This is a genomic window from Micromonospora sp. WMMD1102 (genome assembly GCF_029626265.1).
Classification (GTDB): Bacteria; Actinomycetota; Actinomycetes; order Mycobacteriales; family Micromonosporaceae; genus Plantactinospora.
Genome location: NZ_JARUBN010000001.1, coordinates 4,542,184 through 4,558,157, shown reverse-complemented (window position 1 = coordinate 4,558,157; position 15,974 = coordinate 4,542,184). Strand labels below are relative to the sequence as shown.

At 70.3% G+C, this 15,974-nt stretch carries 16 protein-coding genes and 1 pseudogene; 13 read left to right on the top strand and 4 right to left on the bottom strand.

Annotation, left to right across the window (positions count from 1 at the left end):
• Position 1: 1 nt before the first annotated feature.
• Positions 2-847: a shikimate dehydrogenase gene (locus O7626_RS20335; RefSeq protein ID WP_278062741.1), complete on the top strand. Its 846-nt coding sequence runs from the start codon at positions 2-4 to the stop codon at positions 845-847.
• A 93-nt stretch (positions 848-940) separates the two neighbouring features.
• On the opposite strand, the gene O7626_RS20330 is transcribed toward O7626_RS20335, so the two are convergent.
• A complete protein-coding gene (locus tag O7626_RS20330) occupies positions 941-1,231 on the bottom strand; it encodes a hypothetical protein (protein WP_278062740.1) in 291 nt (96 codons plus the stop codon).
• Between the two features lie 2 nt (positions 1,232-1,233).
• Positions 1,234-1,437 carry a hypothetical protein gene (locus tag O7626_RS20325; protein ID WP_278062739.1) on the bottom strand — a complete coding sequence of 68 codons (204 nt, stop codon included), beginning with the start codon at positions 1,435-1,437 and terminating at the stop codon, positions 1,234-1,236.
• 121 nt (positions 1,438-1,558) lie between these two features.
• On the opposite strand from O7626_RS20325, the gene O7626_RS20320 reads away from it, so the two are divergent.
• The 3 genes from O7626_RS20320 to O7626_RS20310 all read left to right on the top strand — a co-directional run bounded on the left by O7626_RS20320 (position 1,559) and on the right by O7626_RS20310 (position 4,881).
• Complete coding sequence (locus tag O7626_RS20320) at positions 1,559-2,335, top strand: helix-turn-helix transcriptional regulator (protein ID WP_278062738.1); 777 nt, start codon at positions 1,559-1,561, stop codon at positions 2,333-2,335.
• Complete coding sequence (locus O7626_RS20315; protein WP_278062737.1) at positions 2,328-2,513, top strand: DUF397 domain-containing protein; 186 nt, start codon at positions 2,328-2,330, stop codon at positions 2,511-2,513. Before O7626_RS20320 ends, O7626_RS20315 begins: the two co-directional genes overlap by 8 nt.
• A gap of 397 nt (positions 2,514-2,910) precedes the next feature.
• Entirely contained in the window at positions 2,911-4,881 is a 1,971-nt protein-coding gene (locus O7626_RS20310; RefSeq protein WP_278062736.1) for a hypothetical protein, read from the top strand.
• Positions 4,882-5,101: 220 nt separating this feature from the next.
• Here the strand turns inward: O7626_RS20310 and O7626_RS20305 are convergent.
• Positions 5,102-5,470 (bottom strand): annotated as a pseudogene (locus O7626_RS20305) (MerR family transcriptional regulator); the annotation flags it as partial.
• 641 nt (positions 5,471-6,111) lie between these two features.
• Between O7626_RS20305 and aroC the strand changes: the two are divergent.
• The 6 genes from aroC (at position 6,112) to nusB (ending at position 11,850) form a co-directional block, all read left to right on the top strand.
• Complete coding sequence (gene aroC / locus O7626_RS20300; RefSeq protein WP_278062735.1) at positions 6,112-7,290, top strand: chorismate synthase; 1,179 nt, start codon at positions 6,112-6,114, stop codon at positions 7,288-7,290.
• Positions 7,290-7,805: a shikimate kinase gene (locus O7626_RS20295; protein WP_278062734.1), complete on the top strand. Its 516-nt coding sequence runs from the start codon at positions 7,290-7,292 to the stop codon at positions 7,803-7,805. Before aroC ends, O7626_RS20295 begins: the two co-directional genes overlap by 1 nt.
• Positions 7,806-9,238: 1,433 nt before the next feature.
• Positions 9,239-10,315, top strand: a complete 1,077-nt coding sequence (gene aroB, locus O7626_RS20290) for a 3-dehydroquinate synthase (protein WP_278062733.1) — start codon at positions 9,239-9,241, stop codon at positions 10,313-10,315.
• Entirely contained in the window at positions 10,312-10,758 is a 447-nt protein-coding gene (gene aroQ, locus O7626_RS20285) for a type II 3-dehydroquinate dehydratase (protein ID WP_278062732.1), read from the top strand. Before aroB ends, aroQ begins: the two co-directional genes overlap by 4 nt.
• A 100-nt stretch (positions 10,759-10,858) precedes the next feature.
• A complete protein-coding gene (efp, locus tag O7626_RS20280) occupies positions 10,859-11,416 on the top strand; it encodes an elongation factor P (RefSeq protein WP_278062731.1) in 558 nt (185 codons plus the stop codon).
• A 23-nt stretch (positions 11,417-11,439) separates the two neighbouring features.
• Positions 11,440-11,850, top strand: coding sequence for a transcription antitermination factor NusB (gene nusB, locus O7626_RS20275; RefSeq protein WP_278066223.1), 411 nt, complete (start codon positions 11,440-11,442; stop codon positions 11,848-11,850).
• 486 nt (positions 11,851-12,336) lie between these two features.
• Here nusB and O7626_RS20270 read toward each other — a convergent pair whose 3' ends face one another.
• A complete protein-coding gene (locus O7626_RS20270; RefSeq protein ID WP_101366736.1) occupies positions 12,337-12,825 on the bottom strand; it encodes a transcriptional regulator in 489 nt (162 codons plus the stop codon).
• A gap of 283 nt (positions 12,826-13,108) precedes the next feature.
• Between O7626_RS20270 and pyrR the strand changes: the two genes are divergently transcribed.
• The 3 genes from pyrR to O7626_RS20255 are packed head-to-tail and all read left to right on the top strand — an operon-like array spanning position 13,109 to position 15,974.
• Positions 13,109-13,690, top strand: a complete 582-nt coding sequence (pyrR, locus tag O7626_RS20265) for a bifunctional pyr operon transcriptional regulator/uracil phosphoribosyltransferase PyrR (protein ID WP_278062730.1) — start codon at positions 13,109-13,111, stop codon at positions 13,688-13,690.
• Positions 13,690-14,613 carry an aspartate carbamoyltransferase catalytic subunit gene (locus O7626_RS20260; protein WP_278062729.1) on the top strand — a complete coding sequence of 308 codons (924 nt, stop codon included), beginning with the start codon at positions 13,690-13,692 and terminating at the stop codon, positions 14,611-14,613. The genes pyrR and O7626_RS20260 overlap by 1 nt, the downstream gene beginning before the upstream one ends.
• A complete protein-coding gene (locus tag O7626_RS20255) occupies positions 14,613-15,974 on the top strand; it encodes a dihydroorotase (RefSeq protein WP_278062728.1) in 1,362 nt (453 codons plus the stop codon). Before O7626_RS20260 ends, O7626_RS20255 begins: the two co-directional genes overlap by 1 nt.

Sequence of the window (15,974 nt, the reverse complement as noted above, 5' to 3'; positions counted from 1 at the left end):
GGTGACGGCGAGCGAGGTGGGTGTGCGGCGCCGAGCGGCGGTGCTGGGCAAGCCGATCGCCCACTCGCTCTCCCCGGTGATCCACAACGCCGGCTACGCGGCGGCCGGGTTGACCGGCTGGTCGTACACCGCGATCGAGTGTGCCGAGGTCGAGCTGGCGGACCGGGTGGCCGCGTTCGGCCCGGAGTGGGCGGGGCTCTCCCTGACCATGCCGCTGAAGGAGGCGGCGCTCGCGGTGGCCGGCGAGGTCTCGCCGGTAGCCGCCGCGATCGGTGCCGCGAACACTCTGGTACGTCGGCCGGACGGCTCCTGGGCCGCCGACAACACCGACGTACCCGGGATGGTCGACGTGCTGACCGACGCCGGTGTGCCGGCCGGCGCCGAGGTGGTCCTGCTCGGTGCCGGCGGCACGGCCCGGGCCGCGCTCGCCGCCGCCGTCCGGCTGGCCGCCCGCCGGGTCACCTGCCGGGTGCGCCGCCGCGCCGCAGGCGAGGAACTGGCCCGGCTGGCCGACATGCTCGGGCTGCGGTTCGAGATCGCCGAGTGGGCGGCCCCGACCGGGGCGGACGGTGCGGATCTGGTGATCTCGACCGTGCCGAAGGGCGCCGCCGACGACTTCGCGGCGGCGGCCCGGTCCTGGCGCCCGGAGACGGTCTTCTTCGACGTCGTCTACGACCCGTGGCCGACGCCGCTGGCCGCCGCCGCGTCGGCGGCCGGCTGCCAGATCGTCTCCGGCCTCGAATTGCTGCTGGCCCAGGCGGTCGGGCAGTTCGAGCAGTTCACCGGGGTGCCCGCCCCGGTCGCCGAGATGCATTCCGCGCTCGCCGCCGCCCGCGCCGCGCGCTGAACCCCGGTCCGGGCCGGGGCGCGCAGAGACCCGCCCCGGAGCGCCGAGGGGAAGGCGGCGAACCGAGGCGGGCCGGTCGGGTGACGAGGCAGGTCATTGGCGGCGCCGGGGCACCCAGTAGAGGATCTGTCCGGCGATCAGCGCGGGGTGGGTGTCGGGCATGGCTTGCATGGCGCGGGTGAGGTGTACGCCGAGGTACATCATCAGGCCGACCCGGTTGCCTTTGAAGCCGACAAGCAGGGCCAGTCGAGCCGGTGCGCAGGGCCAGGGGTCCCGGCAGCTCTGGCAGCTGTACGACGGCGCCGGAACGTGTCCACCGGCCGGGTAGCGACGCTGGGCGAGCCGGCGCATGTGCCGGTACCAGCGCTCCTGTGGCCCGATCACGGCTACACCCGCTCCGACCGGGTGACCTTGGGGGAGAACGCCTCCATGCCGGCCCGATACTCCGCCTCGGTCATCGGTCGCAGCGGGGGGCCGAACGGCAGCGGAATCCGTTTCAGCGAGTCTGGGCAGATCCAGCGGTGGCCACAGCGGCAGTAGCGCCACAGCCGTCGCCAGTCTCGTCGGTGGGGCCGCCTTTCCTGCGTCATCGGGTCACCTCTCAGTTCTTGTCTGCCTTCCACCCTGGACTCATTGCCGCCTGGAGCGGAATATGAGCAGGCGAGAGTATCGAAGGATATTGACCAGTTGATCGAGAGTGGGGTGGATTAGGTGAACGACCTACGCGAGATCCTCAGGACACAGCGAACGCGGGCGAAGCGAACTCGGGATCAGGTCGGGGCGGCTGTCGGCCTGAGTGGAGCGTCGATCGCGGCGTTCGAGCAGGGCCGGATGATTCCTCAGCCGGACACCGCCGAACGCCTTGACGCGCATTTCAAGACCGGAGACCAGATCCAGCGGGCGACCACGGAGGCGCGCAATGACGCCCGGCCCATCTGGCTGCGCCCCTGGACGGAGCAGGAGCAGCGGGCAACCATGTTGCGCTGCTTCGAACACAGCCTGATTCCCGGACTACTTCAGACCGAGGCGTACACCCGGGCGCTGCTGGCCAGCGGCAGGCTGCCCGAGGATGTGATCGAGCGGACGACGCAGGTGCGGCGTGAGCGGCAAGCCGCGACGATCAACCGCCCCAACCCGCCGATGCTGTCTGCGCTTATCTGCGAGGTGGCGCTCAGCTATGGGCCTGCCGACGTGATGAAGGAGCAGTTGGAGCATCTGGTCGAGCTGAGCCGCCGGCCGCAGGTGCAGATCCTGGTTGTGCCCCGGGCCGCTGGCCTGCATCCTGGCCTCCAGGGGGCGTTCGTGTTGGCCACCCTGCCGGCCCGGGGGCGGGCCGTCTATCTTGACGACCAGCTTCGAGGACGCTCGGTGACCGACGGGGCGGACGTGGACGAACTGGAGCGATCGTGGGAGATCGTCCGCGGTCTGGCCCTGCCTGTAAGCTTGTCGCAAGACCTGATCATGAAGGTGGTCAACAACCATGACTGAGCCGAACTGGCACAAGAGCAGCCGCAGCGGCACCAACCAGGGCAACTGCGTCGAGGTTGCCGACAACCTTCCGGGCCGGGTGCTGGTCCGGGACACCAAGGACCGGGATGGCGGCACCCTGACGTTCGGGCCGGCCGCCTGGCGGGCCTTCGTCGGTGAGATAGCCCTGCGGTCGTAGCCGTCAGAGACACGGCCAGCGCCCCGCTATCCGGACGACCGGGCAGCGGGGCGCTCATGTGCGTTATGCCGGGGCGGGACCGGCGGACGTACGCGATCGCCCGGTTTCCCACAGGCTCGGTGTGACATTCAGACTCCTACGACGCTGAATCGTCCTTGCTACTCGGCGCGGCGCCCGGTGGCCGGGATTAGCCGCGAGCGACCGGTGACGTTGTGTAGGAATCGGCCATTCCGGTGCGAGCCACTCAATTTCCGCTTCTGCCGAATACAGTGCGTCGGTCTCTCTTCGTCAATGGCCGAGGAACGTTCGCCTAGCACGCCGCCGTGGGGGACCGAGGGCTCAGCCCGGTCGCCTATGACCTGCGTGCCGGAAGGAGCCGCAGCTCAAGGCAACCCTCGTGGCCACCGCGACGAACCTGTCCGGCGCGGACATCTCCGCCGAGGGAGCCGGGGAGGTCAACCTGGGCACCGCGATCGCCGCCCCGGTCGTACCGGACACCGGCAGCCTCAACCTGGGGGTACAGGAGTGGCCGCACGATGACGACGAGCCGGTGGTCCGGACGGTTATCTACCGCAACGACGGCACCGCAGCGGTGACGCTTGACGTGGACGCGACGCTGACCGGACCAGATGGTGCCGCGGCACCGGAAAAAATGATCGCCGTAACACCGGAGCGGGTCACCGTACCGGCGGGCGGAACCGCGGCGGTCAAGGCGACGGTGGACACCTCGGTCAGCGCGCCGGACGGCCGCTACACCGGACGGATCACCGCGTCCGCGGCAGGCGTGGCACAGCCGGTGTCCACGCTGGTGTCGGTGGTGCGCGACGTCGAACGGTACGCGTTAACGGTAAAGGTGGCGGACCGCCACGGGGCGGACGCCGTGGACCACTTCAGTATGATCACGTCTCGGGCCGACCATTCCAATGTCGTCGAATGGACCCCGGGAGGTTACACCACCCGGCTTCCGGTTGGTGACTACACGGTTGGTGGCCTGGTGTTCACGGACTCCGGCACCGACGCGGAGACGATCACCCTCCTGGCCCAGCCGAGACTGAAACTGACCAAGAACATGACCATCGTGCTCGACGCCCGTACGGGCCAGCCCGTCACGGCTACGGTTCCGGAGCCGACCGCCACCTTCATGGGCGCGAACATCGGCTACCGGGTCATCGCGCCCTACCCGGCGAGCAGTTCGTCGTTGTACTGGCTCAACGAGCGCAGCGGCTTCGACAACCTGTTCACCGCGCAGATCGGTCCATCGGACACCAGCGATACCTTCCGGTCCGACATCTACGCAGACTGGGGCAAGGCGGCGGCTGACGGTAGCTTCCTGGACAGCCCGTACACCTACCACCTGGGCTGGGTCACCTCCGGCTCGCTACCGACCGGCCTGACCCGGCGCATCCGTCCCGCGGACCTGGCGACAGTCAAGACCGACTATCACTTTCCAGCGGGGCATGCAGGCTCGGCAGGCTCGGTGCCGGTGGGTGGGACCGGGTTCATAAATACGTTGGATATGAGTAGGCCGGGACAATACACCCATTACTATCACGGCAACGACAACCTGCGTTGGACACACGTCTTCACTCAGATGGACGCGTCGAGGTGCACCGAGACCGCGTTGGCGCAAGGCGACCTGAGCTACCGGGCAGGGCGGACCTACCAGGAAACCTGGAACGGCGGTGTTCTTGGTCCGGCCTTCGGCAACTGGCCGGCGCGCTCATACAACGGGATACGACGCAGCCCTGACGACACGATCAGCGTCTACGACGGCCTGCTCGTCGATCCGACCCCGGGACGCGGAAGTCTTCCAAAAGGCTGTACAGACAGTGAGCGCACGGCCCTGTACCGCAACGGCGAAATGGTCGCCGAGAATCCTTCCGCATATGGCGTGCTCAGCGCGAGCGTGCCCCCCGACGAGGCGGCGTACCGGCTCGAGGCGGCCGTCGACCGGTCCAGCCACAATGTAGTCTCGACGAAAATCTCGGTGGCGTGGACGTTCCGCTCCCGGCACAACGCCGCCAGCCTGCCGGTCGCGCTGCCCTTGATGGCCGTGCGGTACGCACCCGCACTGGAGGCGGGCTATGCCGCACCGGCCGGGCAGCCGTTCCAGATCCCGATCCGGGTGGACCATCAGCCGGGCTCGGTAGGTGGCAAGGTCACCGGACTTACCGTGGAGGTGTCGTACGACGACGGCGCGACCTGGAAGACCGCGCCGGTCAGCGGTGGCGGGGGAAAGTGGCTCGCGTCGGTGACGCATCCGACTGGCGACGGGCACGTGTCGTTGCGGGCCACCGCCACCGATAGCAACGGCGGCAAGGTCGAGCAGACGATCATCCGCGCCTACCTGCTTCGCTCCCAGGGCTGAGCACACGTTGACGCGGGTCAGCCACCACACAGGGACGATTGTCGTGGTGGCTGACCCGCGCCGATCCTGCCGGGCGGACGAACATGCGGTGAATGACTGGGCAAAGCCCAGCCGGTCCAGCCTCGCTGCCCGAGCAACTCGATCAGCCGACGGGCCGGCGGCACGGTGTCGAACACCAGCGCGTCCATCAGCTTGACCAGCGGTGGCTCGTCTCCGTGTCGTCGACGTAGTCCTCGCCCTGTTCGTCGGCCATCCGGTTCTCCCCGGAGGTGAGCCGGGCGATCCGCTCCCGGCGCCGCTGCCGTTGCCGGATCTCCGCCCGTAACCGCTTGTCGATCTCGGCGACAGCCGCCCCGAACTCCTCCTCGTCGGCCTGTAGCAGCTCCCGTACCCGGGTGAGCGGAACCCCCGCCTCGGCGAGGGTCCGGATCTTGATCAGCTCGACCATGGCGGTGGCGTCGTACCTGCGATAGCCGGAGTGGTCCCGCTCCGGCTCCGGCAGCAGGCCCCTGGCGTGATAGTGCCGAACCGCGCGCACCGTCACGCCGGCATATGACGCCAGTTCACATTGCCGCGCGGCTTGCGCGATCCGGCTACCTCCACACCACTGGTTTCATTGGTCATGCTGCCATGCTCAAGGGTTGCCCCTGGGTCAGGGTCAAACCCGGCCGTAGCGACATGACCTCACACACACCCGCGCCGCCAGCCTGTTGCGCCACACAGGCTGTGGCCGGCCGTCGCACGGGCGCGCCGATACCGTTCGAACACGGACGGGATCGCCAAGCTCTAAGGCCGAGCCTGGAGCCTGAACGGCACCCGCTTATGCCGCGATCGGCGCGCATCCCGGAGGCGGTGTACGAACCCGACGCGGCTGTAGAGCTGCGGGTAGTTGGCCAGGTGTTTCTCGATGCCGACGATGAGCAGGTCGGCGTAGCGCCCCTGGTGTGCCGGTCCTCGCCGCCGGGTTCGGCGTCGGCCTCTCCCTGATCGTGGCTGCTACAGGGCCGGCGTGTCGTGCTTGGGTGTTGGAGTCGACAGGGTCGGTCCGGGCCGACGGCCAACTGCACCGGCTCGCCGACCAGGAACGTGCCGACCAGCCGCCCGAGCCGTCGGGACCTGCCGGTCCGTAGGGCGGGACGGTACGGCCGGCGGTCCGGGAGCGCGCAGGGCCCGTGTCAAACTTGACCGGCGGGCGGCCGGCCCGGTCGTCACGAGGAGAGGGTTGCTGTCGTGTTGCGCTGGTTGACGGCGGGAGAGTCGCATGGACCCGCCCTGGTGGCGGTGCTCGAAGGGTTGCCGGCCGGGATCGAGGTGACCAGCGAGGAGATCGTCCACCAGTTGGGCCGTCGCCGGCTCGGCTACGGCCGGGGCGCCCGGATGGCGTTCGAGCGGGACGAGGTCGAGATCGTCGGCGGTCTCCGGCACGGCCGGACCCTGGGCAGCCCGGTGGCGATCCGGGTCGGCAACTCCGAGTGGCCGAAGTGGCAGACCGTGATGGCGGCCGATCCGGTCGACGCGGAGGTGCTGGCCGGGCAGTCGCGGAACGCGCCCCTGACCCGCCCCCGTCCCGGGCACGCCGACCTGGCCGGCATGCAGAAGTACGGCCACACCGACGCCCGGCCGATCCTGGAGCGGGCCAGCGCCCGGGAGACCGCCGCCCGGGTCGCGGTCGGCACCGTCGCCCGGTCCCTGCTCCGGCAGGCGCTCGGCATCGAGATCGTCTCGCACGTCGTGGAACTCGGCTCGGTCGCCGCCAAGCCGGGCCTCCAGCCCCGCCCCGAGGACGCCGAGCGGATCGACGCCGACCCGCTGCGCTGCCTCGACCCGGAGGCGAGCGCCCGGATGGTCGCCGAGGTGGACGCCGCCAAAGCCGACGCCGACACCCTCGGCGGCATCGTCGAGGTGTTGGCCTACGGCGTGCCGCCGGGGCTGGGCAGTCACGTGCAGTGGGACCGCAAGATCGACGCCCGGCTCGCCGCCGCGCTGATGTCGATCCAGGCGATCAAGGGTGTGGAGATCGGCGACGCCTGGCAGCAGGCCCGGTCCCGGGGCTCGGTGGCGCACGACGAGATCGTCCCGACCGCCACCGGGGTACGCCGGGTCACCGACCGGGCCGGCGGCCTGGAGGGCGGGATCACCACCGGCGAGCCGCTGCGGGTACGCGCCGCGATGAAGCCGATCTCCTCGCTGAACCGTGCACTCTCCACCGTGGACGTGGCGACGGGCGAGCCGGCGACCGCGATCAACCAGCGCTCCGACGTCTGCGCCGTACCGGCCGCCGCTATCGTCGCCGAGACGATGGTCGCGCTGGTGCTGGCCGAGGCGGCGCTGGAGAAGTTCGGTGGCGATTCGGTTGCCGAGGTCCGCCGCAACCTCGCCGGCTACCTGGACAACCTGGTGATCCGCTGATGGCGCCCGTCTGTGTCCTGGTCGGCGTGATGGGCGCCGGCAAGACCAGCACCGGGCTGCTGGTCGCCAAGGGTCTCGGCGTCGACTTTCGGGACACCGACCGCGACATCGAGGCGACGGCCGGCAAGCCGATCCCGGAAATCTTCGTCGACGACGGCGAGGAACACTTCCGGACCCTGGAACGGGCTGCGGTGGCGGACGCGCTGGCCTCCTTCGACGGAGTGCTGGCGCTCGGCGGCGGCGCGGTCCTCGCCAAGGAGAACAGGACCGCCCTGGCCAGGCACCGGGTAATCCACCTCTCGGTCGAGCTGCCGGACGCGGTCAAGCGGGTCGGCCTGGGCACCGGCCGGCCGCTGCTCGCGATCAACCCCCGGGCCACCCTGAAACACCTGCTCGACCAGCGGCGTCCGCTCTACACCGAGGTGGCCACCTGGACCGTCGTCACCGACGGGCGAACCCCGCAGCAGGTGGCCGAGGAGATCTTGGCCGGGCTGGCCGGCGACCGGGTCGGCTGACGACTCCGCCGTGCCGAGCCGGTCGCCGCCGTCGACGCCACTCGGTTTGGCTGATCGAACGCTCCGTCACCGACACCACCGGTCGGCACCTGAGCGCCGCCGCCCAACATCGGCGTGGCCAGCCACACTCCGAGCAGGCCACGCCCGCCCAGGTCGCCGCCTTGCACCAGGACCACCCTGCCATCGAATCACTGCACTGGATCAGAGACACCTGCTACCGCGAAGACGCCAGCAGAGTCCGTACCCACAACGGACCCCACGTCCTGGCCTCCATGTGCAACCTGGGCCATCAACGCCATACGCCTGGCCGGACGCCGCGACACCACCGAAGCCACCCGCTGGGGCCAGCCGCAACATGACACGGCCCTTCACCATCCTCCGACTCGCTTCATGATGTTAGAACGCCCGTGCGAGGCCCGGTGACGCCAGTTTGAAGTCGCCTCGTGGTCGACTTGCTGCCGAAGGGACTGCTGGCAGTCCAGTCGACCATGGGAGGGGATCAATGCGAACAATCTCGAAGCTGTTACGCCGAGGAATGGTAATCACTGCAGCGTGCCTCCTCAGCCTGACCGCCACCGTCGCCGTGGCGGCAGCCGAGACAACTTCGGCTGGCAGCTCAACCGCTGCCTTGGCGGTCGGGAAAACGTATCACTTCGTCGAGTCAGGCGCGAGGATCCGGCGCGAGCCGAACTTCAACAGCACCGTCCTCGGTCTTGGATATCCAGGCCAGGTCTTCTGCGTTTTCCAGATTGGAGGAGGAGGGTGGCTTTACGGAAATAACTTCGCTACCGGCGTCACAGGATGGACGCACTATTCCGTCGCGGCCCCGGACGGCACAAATTGTGGGGAAACCATTCCTGGCATGCACGAAGGGCCCTGATATGGTGACCCGCCAGCAGCCCTTCCCGGCCGAGAGCGAGGAAATTGTTATCAGCGCCCTGGGCCACGGATAGATCTGTCCTGGGGAGTTTGCCGTAACGAGGCATCACCACTGGTTCATTCAGGTTCACCCTTTCGGTCTTCCCCTCACCTGTGACACCGGTCGGAGCGGGTGCCCCCTTGGGCTACCCCCTGGGCTTCGCACCCGGCCGCTACCAGCCACGCACGCCAGAGGCGGGGACCGGTCCAGGACACTGACCGAAGTCACGTCTTCGACATCGAGTCGAACCTCCAGTCGACGGGCTGCTCAAGGCGTGCGACCTCGTGTAGCACCTGTCATCGGCACGACCGGATACCGGCAACTGGCGCCGACGTCACCCTGCGTGATGAGCGGATCGCGGCAAGGCTGAGCGGCGGGAGAGTCGCATGGTCCCGCCCTGGTCGCGGTGCTGGAAGGGTTGCCGGCCGGGTCGAGGTGACCAGCGAGGAGGTTCTGGCCGGGCTGGCCGGCGACCACCCCTGTCGGCGGGCCCCGTCCTCTAGGCTCTAGCCCGATGGACGAGCTGACCCGCATTCCGGTCGGCGGTGACCGGCCGTACGACGTCCTCGTCGGCCGGGGCCTGCTGGCCGCGTTGCCGCCGTTGCTGGGCGGTGCCGAGCGCGCCGCCGTGCTGCACGCCCCGCCGCTGAAGGCGCACGCCGACGAAATCGCCGAGCGACTGCGCGACGCCGGGATCGAACCACTCACCGTCCCGGTGCCGGATGCCGAGGCAGGCAAGGACATCGAGGTGGCGGCCGACTGCTGGGCGCGGCTGGGCGCGGCGGGTTTCACCCGTACCGACGCGGTGGTCGGGGTCGGCGGCGGTGCGGTTACCGACCTGGCCGGCTTCGTCGCCGCGTGTTGGCTGCGCGGGGTCCGCTGGGTGCCGGTGCCGACCTCGCTGCTCGGCATGGTCGACGCGGCGGTGGGCGGCAAGACCGGGATCAACACGGCTGCCGGCAAGAACCTGGTCGGCGCCTTCCACCCGCCGGTCGGGGTGCTCTGCGAGCTGGGGATGCTGGACTCGCTGCCGGCCCTGGACCTGACCGCCGGGCTGGCCGAGGTGGTGAAGTGCGGCTTCATCGCCGATCCGGCCATCCTGGACCTGCTCGAGTCTGACCCTGCCGCCGCGACGGACCCGGCCGGGCCGGTGGTCCGGGAGCTGACCGAGCGGGCGATCCGGGTGAAGGCCGACGTGGTCTCCGGTGACCTGCGCGAGGCGGGCCGGCGGGAGATCCTGAACTACGGCCACACCCTCGGGCACGCGATCGAGAAGGTGGAGGGCTACCGCTGGCGGCACGGGCACGCGATCTCGGTCGGCCTGGTCTACGCCGCCGGGCTGGCCCGGCGGACCGGCCGGCTGGACGAGCCGACCGCGGCCCGGCACCGGGCCCTGCTGGACACGCTCGGACTGCCGACGAGCTATCGGGCGGACGCCTGGCCGGAGTTGCTGGCCGCGATGCGGGTGGACAAGAAGACCCGGGGCAACCGGCTGCGTTTCGTGGTGCTGGACGGGCTGGCCGAGACCGGCATCCTGGACGGCCCGGACGACGAGCTGCTCTTCGAGGCGTACGCCGAGGTGGCGGAATGAAGGTCTACGTACTCAACGGGGTCAACCTGGGCCGGCTCGGCACCCGACAGCCCGAGGTGTACGGCGCGACCAGCCACGCCGACCTGGTGGCGAGCTGCCAGGCCACCGGCAAGGAGCTGGGGCTGGACGTGGAGGTCCGGCAGACCGACGTCGAGCCGGAGTTGATCGGCTGGCTGCACCAGGCGGCCGACGAGGAGGCGGGGGTGGTGCTGAACCCCGCCGCCTGGTCGCACTATTCCTACGCGCTCCGGGACGCCTGCGCGATGCTGCGCGGCCCGCTGGTCGAGGTGCACATCTCCAACATCCACTCCCGGGAGGAGTTCCGGCACCACTCGGTGGTCTCGGCGGTGGCGACCGGGGTGATCTGCGGCCTCGGGCTGGACGGTTACCGGCTGGCCCTGCTGCACCTGGCCGCCCTGCGGGACCGGTCCGCCCGGGGCTGACCGGCCTCCCGCGTCGGTGAAACGGGCTGGTCATCATCAACTGGACGCTGCTTGTAGACTTGCCGGGTCCGTCCGCCCGTATTGAAGATCAAGGCAGGAAATGGCCACCACCAACGACCTGAAGAACGGTCTGGTCCTCAACCTCGACGGCGAACTCTGGTCCGTCGTGGAGTTCCAGCACGTCAAGCCCGGCAAGGGTGGGGCCTTCGTGCGCACCACGCTGAAGAACGTGCTGTCCGGCAAGGTGGTGGACAAGACGTTCAACGCGGGCACCAAGGTCGACACGGCCACCGTCGACAAGCGGACCATGCAGTACCTCTACGCCGACGGCGAGGACTACGTCTTCATGGACCTGGAGACGTTCGACCAGATCCCGGTGCCCGGCGGCACGGTCGGCGAGGCGGCCAACTACCTGCTGCCCGAGGCCGAGGCGATCGTCGCCACCCACGAGGGCGTGCCGCTCTACGTCGAGTTGCCGACAAGCGTCGTGCTGGAGATCACCTACACCGAGCCGGGCCTTCAGGGCGACCGCTCGACCGGTGGCAACAAGCCGGCGACCGTCGAGACCGGGGCCACCGTCCAGGTGCCGCTCTTCATCACCACCGGCGAGAAGATCAAGGTCGACACCCGCGACGGCCGCTATCTCGGCCGAGCCTGATGGCGGAGGGCCCCAAACAGCAGATGCCGGCCCGCCGCAAGGCGCGCAAGCGGGCCCTGGACGTCCTCTACGAGGCGGACCTGCGGGCCCGGCCGGTGGCCGAGGTGTTGACCGGCTATCTCCAGCGGTTGGAACGGCCGCACCCCGAGCACCTGGGCTACGCGGTCGGGTTGATCGAGGGCGTGGCGGAGAACCAGGCCCGGATCGACGAGTTGATCGACAGCTACGCCGAGGGCTGGACGCTGGACCGGATGCCGGTGGTCGACCGTAACCTCGCCCGGATCGCCATCTACGAGCTGCTCTACGTCGAGGAGATCGACGACGCGGTGGCGATCAGCGAGGCGGTGGAGTTGGCCCGGCAGATGTCGACCGACGACTCGCCCCGGTTCCTCAACGGCCTGCTTGGCCGGATCGCCGAGTACGCCACCCGCTGAGCCGTAGCCCGGCGCTGCCCGCCGCCAGGGCGCGGCGCGGCCGATCGAGGCTGGCTGTCGAGCTGACTTGTTCCGCGACTCCGCATGTCCGGGGCGGTTGGGCCGCGGAGGGCAGTTCTGTCGACGTGGGTTCTCGGCCGCCGTGGGTTGTCTGTGGTGGAGACTGTCGAGCTGCCCCGTCTGCGCTCCCGCTGAACGCCGGCGTCCCCGTTGGCCCGGCGACGCCGGCTCCGCCGGGGCGCGCACGGCCATGTGGGTGGGCGCACGGGTGGGGCAGCTCGACAGCTCTGCCTGGAGTTGCGGACGGCCAGGTGGGTGGGCGCACAGGCGGGGCAGCTCGACAGTCTCCGCGTCGAGGTAGCCCTGCCAGCACGCGAGGGCCGGGCGAGAGTGCGGGGGCCGGGCGAGACTGCGGGGGCCGGGCGAGACCGCAAACGACTCGCGGGGCCTGCGCCGGGTGGGCACGGACCCCGCGAGGCCGGGTGATCAGGACGCGAAGAGCGCCCGGGGGTCGGCGACGAGCACACCGTGCTCGGTGAGCCGCTCGATCAGGCCGGAGGGGGAGGAGTCGTAGACGATCGCGAGCGCCCGGAGGTCGTCCGCGCGAATCGACAGCACCCGTCCGTTGTAGTCGCCACGCTGCTGCTGGATGGCCCGGGCATAGCGGGCGACGTAGGCGAGATCCTCGGAGGCCTCGTCGTACAGGCGTTCGAGGTCGAGCACGATCTTGTTCGTCGGCTCGTGACGGACGCCACTGCCGTCGGGCAGCAGTTCCGAGACGGGCACCCGGTAGAAGTCCGCGAGTTCGGCGAGACGGGACACCGTCACCGCCCGGTCGCCCCGCTCGTACGAGCCGACCACGACGGCTTTCCACCGTCCGTTTGACTTCTCCTCCACCCCCTGCAGGGAGAGTCCCTGCTGCTGACGGATAGAGCGCAGGCGCGCGCCCAACGACTTGGCGTATTCAGAGGGCATTCGGCACTCCCAGTGCTGGTCGGGGATCTCCCCAGCGATCGCTACGGAGCGTGACGGTACGGGGATAACGACACGTGGTCAAGTGCTAGTTACCTACCTATTACAAAGATCGTGTTCGGCCGGGCGGTTTCGACTCGCTGATCCGAGGGTCAGCGGCCCGCCGAGGTCGACGCCGTGGCCAGTGGTAACGTGACGAGAGCCCCGGCCCAGGCCCCGCGAGGCAAGCGCCGGAATCCGACGTCCTTTAACGACCCGTCCCGTGAGGCGGGGAAGGGGGTCCGCCGTGGCGTACCCGCAGGCTGCCCAGCCGCAGCCGACCCCACCACCGTCCGTGAAGGTCATCCTGACCAGCGCCGAACTGGCCCGGGTGGTGGACCGCATCGCACACCAGATCCTGGAGAAGACCCAGGGTGCCGCGGCTACCGTGCTGCTCGGGATTCCCACCCGGGGCGCTCCGCTGGCCCGCCGGCTGGCCGCCCGGATCAACGCCTTCGAAGGCATCGCCGTACCGGTAGGTGTGCTCGATATCACTCTCTACCGTGACGATCTCCGCCGGCACGCGGTCCGCGCGATCGGGCCGACCCAGGTGCCCCCGGAGGGGATCGACGGCAAACGGGTGATCCTGGTCGACGACGTCCTCTTCTCCGGCCGGACCGTCCGGGCCGCTCTGGACGCGCTCGGCGATCTCGGCCGGCCCAGCTCGGTGCAGCTCGCCGTACTCGTCGACCGGGGCCACCGGGAACTGCCGATCCGGGCCGACTACGTCGGGAAGAACATCCCGACGGCGCTCGCCGAGAGCGTCAAGGTGACCCTCGCCGAGACCGACGGCACCGACGAGGTCAAGCTGATCGGAGGGGCGGCATAGTGCTCAAACACCTGCTTTCCGGGGCGGATCTCGACGCGGCCACCGCCACGCTGATCCTGGACACCGCCGCCGAGATGGCGACCGTGGCCGGCCGCGAGGTGAAGAAGCTGCCGGCGCTGCGCGGCCGTACCGTGGTCAACCTCTTCTACGAGGACTCCACCCGGACCCGGATCTCCTTCGAGGCGGCGGCGAAGCGGCTCTCCGCCGACGTGATCAACTTCTCGGCCAAGGGCTCCAGCGTCTCCAAGGGCGAGAGCCTGAAGGACACCGCGCTGACCCTCCAGGCGATGGGGGCCGACGCGGTGGTGATCCGGCACCCCGCCTCCGGCGCGCCGCACCGGCTCGCCAACTGGGTCGAGGGCTCGGTGCTCAACGCCGGGGACGGCACCCACGAGCACCCGACCCAGGCGCTGCTGGACGCGTACACGATGCGGGCCCGGCTCGGCCGGGTCGCCGGCCTCTCGGTCGCGGTGGTCGGGGACGTCCTGCACAGCCGGGTCGCCCGCTCCAACGTGCTGCTGCTGGCCACCCTGGGCGCCAAGGTGACCCTGGTCGGGCCGCCGACGCTGATCCCGGTCGACATCGGCACCGCGCTGGCGCCCGGCACCGAGGTCTCCTACGACCTCGACGCCGTGCTGCCCACCTCGGACGTGGTGATGATGCTGCGGGTGCAGCGGGAGCGGATGGCCGACTCCTTCTTCCCGTCCGCCCGGGAGTACGCCCGGCGCTACGGGCTCGACGGACCCCGGATGGCCCGGCTGCCGGACCACGCCATCGTGATGCACCCGGGTCCGATGAACCGCGGGATGGAGATCGCGCCCGAGGTGGCCGACTCGCCCCGCTCCACGATCGTCGAACAGGTCGCCAACGGCGTCTCCGTCCGGATGGCCGTCCTGTACCTGCTGCTGGGGGGAATGAACTGATGACCGAGTTGACGGCCGGGGGTGACCCGGAGGCCGCGTACCTGATCCGGGGCGTGCGGGTGCTCGGCGCCGAGCCGACCGACCTGCTGCTGACCGGTGGGGTGGTCGCCGAGACCGGAACCGGCCTGGCCGCCCGGGGAGCCCGGGTGGTCGACGGGGACGGGCTCGTCGCACTGCCCGGCCTGGTCGACCTGCACACCCACCTGCGCGAACCGGGCCGGGAGGACGCCGAGACGGTCGAGTCCGGCTCGCGGGCGGCGGCACTGGGCGGCTACACCGCCGTCTGCGCGATGGCGAACACCTCGCCGGTCGCCGACACCGCCGGGGTGGTCGAGCAGGTGTGGCGGCTCGGCCGCGAGGCCGGGCTGGTCGACGTGCAGCCGATCGGCGCGGTCACCGTCGGGCTGGCCGGCGAGCACCTGGCCGAGCTGGGCGCGATGGCCGAGTCCGCCGCCCGGGTCCGGATCTTCTCCGACGACGGGCACTGCGTCGCCGATCCCCGGCTGATGCGCCGGGCCCTGGAGTACGTGAAGGCGTTCGACGGGGTGATCGCGCAGCACGCCGAGGAGCCCCGGCTGACCGAGGGCGCCCAGATGCACGAGGGCGAGGTCTCCACCCGGCTCGGCCTGACCGGCTGGCCGGCGGTGGCCGAGGAGGCCATCATCGCCCGGGACGTGCTGCTCGCCGAGCACGTCGGCAGCCGGTTGCACGTCTGCCACCTCTCCACCGCCGGCAGCGTCGAGGTGCTCCGGCACGCCAAGGCCCGGGGCGTCCGGGTCACCGCCGAGGTGACCCCGCACCACCTGTTCTTCACCGACGAGGTCGTGAGCGGGAGGAGTGAGCTTGCGAGCCCCGCACTCGCGAACAGCGCGGGAACAGGCGCAAGTTACGACCCGGTGTTCAAGGTGAACCCGCCGCTGCGTACCGCCGCCGACGTCACCGCGCTGCGCGCCGCACTCGTCGAGGGGATCATCGACGTCGTCGCCACCGACCACGCCCCGCACGCGCTGGAGGACAAGGAGTGCGAGTGGGCGTACGCCCGGCCGGGGATGCTCGGGCTGGAGACGGCGCTCTCGGTGCTGCTCGACGTACTCGGCGAACGGTGGGACCTGATCGCGGAGCGGATGTCCCGGACGCCGGCCCGGATCGCCGGGCTGGCCGAGCACGGCCGGACCCCCGCACCGGGGGTACCGGCGAACCTGACCCTGGTGGACCCGGCCGCCCGGCGCACCGTCGACCCGGGCGAGCAGGCCAGCCGCAGCCGCAACACCCCGTACGCCGGGCTCACCCTGCCCGGCCGGATCGTCGCGACCTTCCTGCGCGGCGAGCCGACGGTACTGGACGGAAAGGCGGTGCGCTGA

What these genes read in the sequence shown, in the direction of transcription:
- O7626_RS20325 (WP_278062739.1), bottom strand. Translation starts at nt 1,437, where the DNA reads ATGACGCAGGAAAGGCGGCCCCACCGACGAGACTGGCGACGGCTGTGG.
- O7626_RS20315 (WP_278062737.1), top strand. Translation starts at nt 2,328, where the DNA reads ATGACTGAGCCGAACTGGCACAAGAGCAGCCGCAGCGGCACCAACCAG.
- O7626_RS20295 (WP_278062734.1), top strand. Translation starts at nt 7,290, where the DNA reads ATGGCGCCCGTCTGTGTCCTGGTCGGCGTGATGGGCGCCGGCAAGACC.
- aroB (WP_278062733.1), top strand. Translation starts at nt 9,239, where the DNA reads ATGGACGAGCTGACCCGCATTCCGGTCGGCGGTGACCGGCCGTACGAC.
- aroQ (WP_278062732.1), top strand. Translation starts at nt 10,312, where the DNA reads ATGAAGGTCTACGTACTCAACGGGGTCAACCTGGGCCGGCTCGGCACC.
- efp (WP_278062731.1), top strand. Translation starts at nt 10,859, where the DNA reads ATGGCCACCACCAACGACCTGAAGAACGGTCTGGTCCTCAACCTCGAC.
- nusB (WP_278066223.1), top strand. Translation starts at nt 11,440, where the DNA reads ATGCCGGCCCGCCGCAAGGCGCGCAAGCGGGCCCTGGACGTCCTCTAC.
- O7626_RS20270 (WP_101366736.1), bottom strand. Translation starts at nt 12,825, where the DNA reads ATGCCCTCTGAATACGCCAAGTCGTTGGGCGCGCGCCTGCGCTCTATC.
- O7626_RS20255 (WP_278062728.1), top strand. Translation starts at nt 14,613, where the DNA reads ATGACCGAGTTGACGGCCGGGGGTGACCCGGAGGCCGCGTACCTGATC.